Source organism: Mesorhizobium sp. (assembly GCF_004962925.1).
Lineage (GTDB): Bacteria > Pseudomonadota > Alphaproteobacteria > Rhizobiales > Rhizobiaceae > Mesorhizobium.
On sequence record NZ_SUEO01000032.1, the window covers coordinates 10,312 to 10,666 of the forward strand.

1 protein-coding gene is annotated in these 355 nt (G+C 65.4%); it reads right to left on the bottom strand.

The genetic code is table 11. From position 1 onward, the window contains the following. Window positions 1–63 precede the first annotated feature (63 nt). Window positions 64–355: glucuronate isomerase (locus E5W87_RS09710; protein ID WP_292396438.1), on the bottom strand; the 292-nt coding region annotated here is incomplete at its 5' end.

The following is a 355-nucleotide window of genomic DNA, read 5'->3' on the forward strand; positions in this document are numbered from 1 at the left end:
CCCGCCAGTCTAGAAAAATGCAGCATTGGTTTCCTCCCGTTTGAACGATGGCGGCAAGCGCCGTTAGAGCCGGTACGCCTTTTTTGCGAGCGTATAGGCCAGATCCTGCGCCAGCTCGTGCGCCTCGTCCTCGCGGAGCCGGTGCTCGGCGACGAGGCGCGCAAGAAAGGCGCAATCGACCCGACGCGCCACATCGTGGCGAGCCGGGATGGATGGAAAGGCGCGGGTGTCGTCGTTGAAGCCGACGGTGTTGTAGAAGCCGGCCGTCTCGGTCGTCATCTCGCGGAACCGGCGCATGCCCTCCGGGCTGTCGTGGAACCACCAGGCCGGCCCGAGTTTCAGCGCCGGGTAGACG